This is a genomic window from Mesorhizobium sp. M7A.F.Ca.MR.362.00.0.0 (genome assembly GCF_004023175.1).
In the GTDB taxonomy this organism is placed as follows: Bacteria; Pseudomonadota; Alphaproteobacteria; order Rhizobiales; family Rhizobiaceae; genus Mesorhizobium.
In genome coordinates this window covers 1-4,691 of sequence record NZ_RZTF01000458.1, presented here as the reverse complement: position 1 = coordinate 4,691, position 4,691 = coordinate 1, and the positions used below count along the sequence as shown (strand labels likewise).

Genomic DNA, 4,691 nt, shown 5'->3' with positions numbered 1-4,691 from the left:
GAATCTTTCCATTATCTTATCTTAACATGCAATGCCGGCCAAGGGCCGCGCTACAGGATTCGGTCAATGAAACGTCTTTGGGATTCGGCGCTCGGCCTGCTGGTCGTCACCGGCGGCCTGCTCGGCCTGACGCTGCCATTCGGCAAGCTCGCCACGGCTGCCGGCGTGCCGGCCATGGTCTGGGCCTTCGTCATCTCGCTCGGCGCCGGCGGCGTCTTGCTGTGCGTGCTCCTGGCTCGCGGCCAGCGGGTCCGGCTCACCGCGCACAAATTCCGCTATTTCTTCGTCACCGCCGCGGTGTCCTATGCCGTCCCCAACCTCCTGATGTTCTCGGCCATCCCGCATCTGGGCGCCGGCTACACCGGCATCATGTTCACCCTGTCGCCTGTCATCACACTGGTGTTCTCGATCCTGTTGCGTGTCCGGCGCCCCAACATGCTGGGCATTGTCGGCATCGCCGTCGGCTTCGTCGGCGCCGTCATGGTCGCGGTGACGCGCGGCGAGGCCGGCCAGCCGGCCGATTTGTTCTGGGTGGCGATGGGGTTGCTCATTCCGGTCAGCCTTGCCGCCGGCAACATCTACCGCACGGTCGACTGGCCGGACGGCACCGGCCCGATTGAGCTTGCCGTCGGCAGCCATCTGGCGTCGGCGGCGATGCTGCTTGCCGGCATTCTCCTCCTGTTCGGCGGCGAGGCTTTCGCGCCACTCGGCGGCGTGCCGCTGGTGGTGGTCGCGCAGGTTGCGTCGGCATCGGCGATGTTCGCCTTCTTCTTCCGGCTGCAGGCGGTTGGCGGTCCGGTCTATCTCAGCCAGATCGGTTATGTGGCGGCGGCCGTCGGCCTGTTTGCCGGAACCATCGTCCTCGGCGAGCACTATCAGCTGCTGACCTGGGCGGGCGCGGTCATCATCACCGCGGGCGTGTTCATCACCACCAGGGCACAAAGCCAGACCGGCACGAAGCTGCAAAGGCAGGCGGCGTAAGCGCTTTCGCGCCTCAGCCGGCGTCGGTTTCGTTCTCTTCGCCACCGGGTTCCGGCCTTGGGTGCCGGCGGCGATGAGTGGCCGCGGCGCGGGCCGCCTGTTCGTAGATGCCGGTCATCAGCTCCAGTGTGCGCGCCGCTTCCTCGAGCTTGGCCGCCATCTCCGGGACGCGTGTCACCGCTTCGATGAGCAGGACGGACCGGATGTCGGCATAGCGTTCGGTGACTCGAAACCCAAGCGGCGTGACCTCGTAGGTGACGCCGGCCCTGCCGCTGCCGGTTCGCTTGACCATGCCGCCCTTGAGCAATTTGCGCAGGCTGTACTGGATGTTGGGGATGTCGTCTCTGTTGGTCATCTGCGCCAGGTCGCGGACGCTCTTTGGCCGGTCGTTCATCCTGATGATGTGAAGCAGCGCATTTTCCGGCCCGCTGGCGGAAAACTCGATCACCGTCGCCAGGCATTCCGCCTGCCAGTGGCCGAACGCCTCGTAGGAGCGCATCAGCGCATATTCGATTTCGGCGACGTCGATTTCGAGCGGCGTCCGCGCCAGATGCCAGCCGCGATCCAGCAGCTTGGCTTGTGTTTCCAATGGTTTGCGCCGGTCGTTCATCATGTCTCCCCGCCCGGCAGCATGCGCCGATCCGGCCGATTGCGTCCATATGATTTTATGATAGACTTTCTATTATAAAATATAACCTAAAAATGAGGAGAACGCGACCGATGAGCATGCTCGACAAGACCGCAGCCAACGCACAGCCCTTCTTTCTAGGGACCTTCGCTTCCAATTGTTCCGGCGGCATGACCGTCACCAAGGTTCCCGAACGATGGGTCAGTTCCTGGGACAACAATCTGCGGCTGGCGCATCTGCTCGACGACGCCGGTATCGATTTCATGCTGCCGATCGCCCGCTGGATCGGCTATGGGGGCGAGACCAATTTCCACGGCAACGTGCTGGAGACGATCACCTGGGCCGCAGGGCTCCTGGCGCTCACCCGCAACATCACGGTTTTCGCCACCACCCACACGGCGGCCAATCACCCTGTCGTCGTCGCCAAGCAATTGGCGACGATCGACCAGATCAGCCGCGGCCGTATCGGCCTCAACATCGTCGCCGGCTGGAACAAGCCGGAATATGAAGCGCTCGGGCTGACGCTGCCCGACGATCACATCACACGCTACGGCTACGCACAGGAATGGTTCGACATCGTCAGGGCGCTGTGGGATCGCACCGAGGCGTTCGACTGGGACGGCACCTATTTCAAGCTGAAGAACGTGCTTGGCGATCCGCGGCCGTCGGCGCGCCTGCCGATCCTCAACGCCGCCGGCTCGGAAGAAGGGCGCAAATTCGCTGTCCGCAATGCGGACTTCCTGTTCACGCCGGCAATCGATCTGTCACGCTCCAGGGACGAGATCGCCGCGCTGAAGCAACAGGCGGTCGCCGCCGGCAGCACTGTCGACGTGCTGACCTTTGCCCATGTCGTCTGCCGGCCGACCGAGAAGGAAGCGAAGGATTATCTCGAGCATTTCGCCCGCGCCAATGCCGACTGGGCAGCCGTCGACAATCTGGTGAAGCTGCAATTTGCGCATGCGCAGTCGTTCCCGCATGACCTCCTGGCGCTCATCCGCGATCGGATGGCGGCGGGCCATGGCGGCTTCCCGCTCACCGGCACGGCCGAACAGGTCGCTGATGGGATCACCGCCTTGCACGAGGCCGGATTTCGCGGCTCGACGCTGTCCTTCGTCGACTATGTCGAGGAATTCCCGTATTTTCGCGACACCGTCCTGCCTATCCTCGAACAGCGGGGCATCCGTATCGCAGCGGCCGCCATGCAGTCGGCGGCCTAGGAGCAACCCCCATGACCGAACCAACGACTTCGGAGGCAAATCCTGTCGGTGTCGCGGATTTTCGGGCCGCGATGCGGCTGATCGTCGGCAATGTCAGCGTCATCACCGCTGGCACCGGCGAGGATCGCTCCGGCCTGGTGGTCATTTCGGTCGTCTCGCTGTCGGCCGAGCCGCCCAAGGTGATCGCCTGCGTCAACAGGTCGTCGTCGACCTGGCCGGTGATCGAACGCTACCGGCATTTCGGCGTCAATTCGCTTGGCCCCCAGCATCAGCGCGTGGCCGAGCGGTTCTCCGGCTTTGGCGGCATCAAGGGCAAGGACCGCTATGAGGGCGCCGAATGGATGACGCTCAAGACCGGAGCTTTACTGCTTTCGGACGCGGTGGCCGCGTTCGACTGCAGCCTCGACGAGATGATCGATCGCGGCACGCATTCCATCGTCATCGGCTCGGTCGAGGCCGTGCGCACCCACGATGCCGGCCAGGCGCTGATCTACTGGCGCGGCGGCTACAGGCCGCTGAAATCTGAATAAGGCCAGAATTCAGAATAAGATCAGACCGAGCCTTTTTCCGCCAGGACCATGTAGTTGACGTCCATGTCCTTCGACCGCGCCCAGCGGTCGGCCAGCGGGTTGTAGGTGACGCCGGTGCGGTCGATGATGGTCAGGCCGGCGCCGCCCAGCGCCTTTTCGAGCTCTTCCGGGCGCACCAGCTTGCCGAACTGATGGGTGCCGCGCGGTAGCCAGCGCAGCACATATTCGGCGCCGATGATGGCTAAGCCCAGCGCCTTCAGCGTGCGGTTGATGGTGGCCACGAACATGATGCCGCCGGGCCGCACCATCTCGCCGCATTTGGCGACGAACAGGTCGATGTCGGCGACATGCTCGACCACTTCCATGTTGAGGATGACGTCGAATTTCTCGCCGGCGTCGGCAAGGTCCTCGGCCGTCGTGGCGCGATAGTCGACGCTGACATTGCCCTCGGCGGCGTGCAGCTTGGCCACTTCGATGTTGGTTTCGGAGGCATCCGCGCCCACGACTTCGGCGCCAAGCCGCGCCATCGGCTCGCACAGAAGTCCGCCGCCACAGCCGATGTCGAGGATGCGCAGGCCCTCGAAAGGCCTTGCAGCGCGTGGGTCACGGCCGAAGCGCGTCGCTATCTGGTCGCGGATATAGGCCAACCGGACCGGATTGAATTTGTGCAGGGGACGGAACTTGCCGTTCGGGTTCCACCATTCGGCGGCAAGGGCGGAAAAGCGTTCCACTTCTCCGGCATCGATTGTCGATCGTCGGGGCTCTGGCATGGGTTGGTCTCCTCGACACTACAGCGCCGCACGTCCTCTTGGACGCGCAAAGGACGCTGTAGCACTTTAGATTCTGCGCATGATCCTTTCCGAAATCGACTTCGATTTCGGGGTCGTGCGCTAGGAAGTCGGGCGTGAGGCCGCGAATGTCAAGGCAACAATTTTCCTCTGCCGGCAGGGACCCGGATTCTGTCAGGGCATGTCAGCTGAAGCGCGCCGCGGTGAAACACAATTGGCCTGGCGGGCGAAGGAATACATCATCGTTTTGAATTCGAAGGAGGTGACGATGACAGCAATGACGGCTTCGATCCTCTGGCATCGGCTGGACGTGGAGGGGCATGATGCCTGTCTGCTTTCGCAGAACGATGGCGGGCACAGCCTCAAGGGACAAGCCATCTTCATCCAGGACGGCAAGCCGTGCTGCCTCGCCTACGAGGTGAATTGCGATGCCGGCTGGCACACACGGGCGGCGCTTATCGAAGGCTTTCTCGGCACGCGCCAGCTGCACTATGCGATCGAACGCGATTCCAACGGCCAGTGGATGCTGAACGGCGAAGTCCAGCAG

At 63.3% G+C, this 4,691-nt stretch carries 6 protein-coding genes; 4 read left to right on the top strand and 2 right to left on the bottom strand.

Annotated elements, in window-relative coordinates; genetic code table 11:
* Positions 1 to 66: 66 nt before the first annotated feature.
* Positions 67 to 981 (top strand): DMT family transporter, encoded by a 915-nt coding sequence (locus tag EOC06_RS32935; RefSeq protein ID WP_128309756.1) that lies wholly within the window; start codon positions 67 to 69, stop codon positions 979 to 981.
* A gap of 13 nt (positions 982 to 994) precedes the next feature.
* Here the strand turns inward: EOC06_RS32935 and EOC06_RS32930 are convergent, their stop codons facing one another.
* Positions 995 to 1,591: a winged helix DNA-binding protein gene (locus EOC06_RS32930; RefSeq protein WP_128309755.1), complete on the bottom strand. Its 597-nt coding sequence runs from the start codon at positions 1,589 to 1,591 to the stop codon at positions 995 to 997.
* 110 nt (positions 1,592 to 1,701) lie between these two features.
* Between EOC06_RS32930 and EOC06_RS32925 the strand changes: the two genes are divergently transcribed.
* Together EOC06_RS32925 and EOC06_RS32920 are read left to right on the top strand one after the other, a co-directional pair.
* Positions 1,702 to 2,826, top strand: coding sequence for an LLM class flavin-dependent oxidoreductase (locus EOC06_RS32925; RefSeq protein ID WP_127271358.1), 1,125 nt, complete (start codon positions 1,702 to 1,704; stop codon positions 2,824 to 2,826).
* Between the two features lie 11 nt (positions 2,827 to 2,837).
* Positions 2,838 to 3,356 (top strand): flavin reductase family protein, encoded by a 519-nt coding sequence (locus EOC06_RS32920; protein ID WP_127271356.1) that lies wholly within the window; start codon positions 2,838 to 2,840, stop codon positions 3,354 to 3,356.
* A 20-nt stretch (positions 3,357 to 3,376) separates the two neighbouring features.
* Here the strand turns inward: EOC06_RS32920 and ubiG are convergent, their stop codons facing one another.
* Complete coding sequence (gene ubiG / locus EOC06_RS32915) at positions 3,377 to 4,126, bottom strand: bifunctional 2-polyprenyl-6-hydroxyphenol methylase/3-demethylubiquinol 3-O-methyltransferase UbiG (RefSeq protein ID WP_023811162.1); 750 nt, start codon at positions 4,124 to 4,126, stop codon at positions 3,377 to 3,379.
* Positions 4,127 to 4,412: 286 nt separating this feature from the next.
* Between ubiG and EOC06_RS32910 the strand changes: the two genes are divergently transcribed.
* Positions 4,413 to 4,691: putative glycolipid-binding domain-containing protein (locus tag EOC06_RS32910; protein ID WP_206631307.1), on the top strand; the 279-nt coding region annotated here is incomplete at its 3' end.

What these genes read in the sequence shown, in the direction of transcription:
- EOC06_RS32925 (WP_127271358.1), top strand. Translation starts at nt 1,702, where the DNA reads ATGAGCATGCTCGACAAGACCGCAGCCAACGCACAGCCCTTCTTTCTA.
- EOC06_RS32930 (WP_128309755.1), bottom strand. Translation starts at nt 1,591, where the DNA reads ATGAACGACCGGCGCAAACCATTGGAAACACAAGCCAAGCTGCTGGAT.
- ubiG (WP_023811162.1), bottom strand. Translation starts at nt 4,126, where the DNA reads ATGCCAGAGCCCCGACGATCGACAATCGATGCCGGAGAAGTGGAACGC.
- EOC06_RS32935 (WP_128309756.1), top strand. Translation starts at nt 67, where the DNA reads ATGAAACGTCTTTGGGATTCGGCGCTCGGCCTGCTGGTCGTCACCGGC.
- EOC06_RS32920 (WP_127271356.1), top strand. Translation starts at nt 2,838, where the DNA reads ATGACCGAACCAACGACTTCGGAGGCAAATCCTGTCGGTGTCGCGGAT.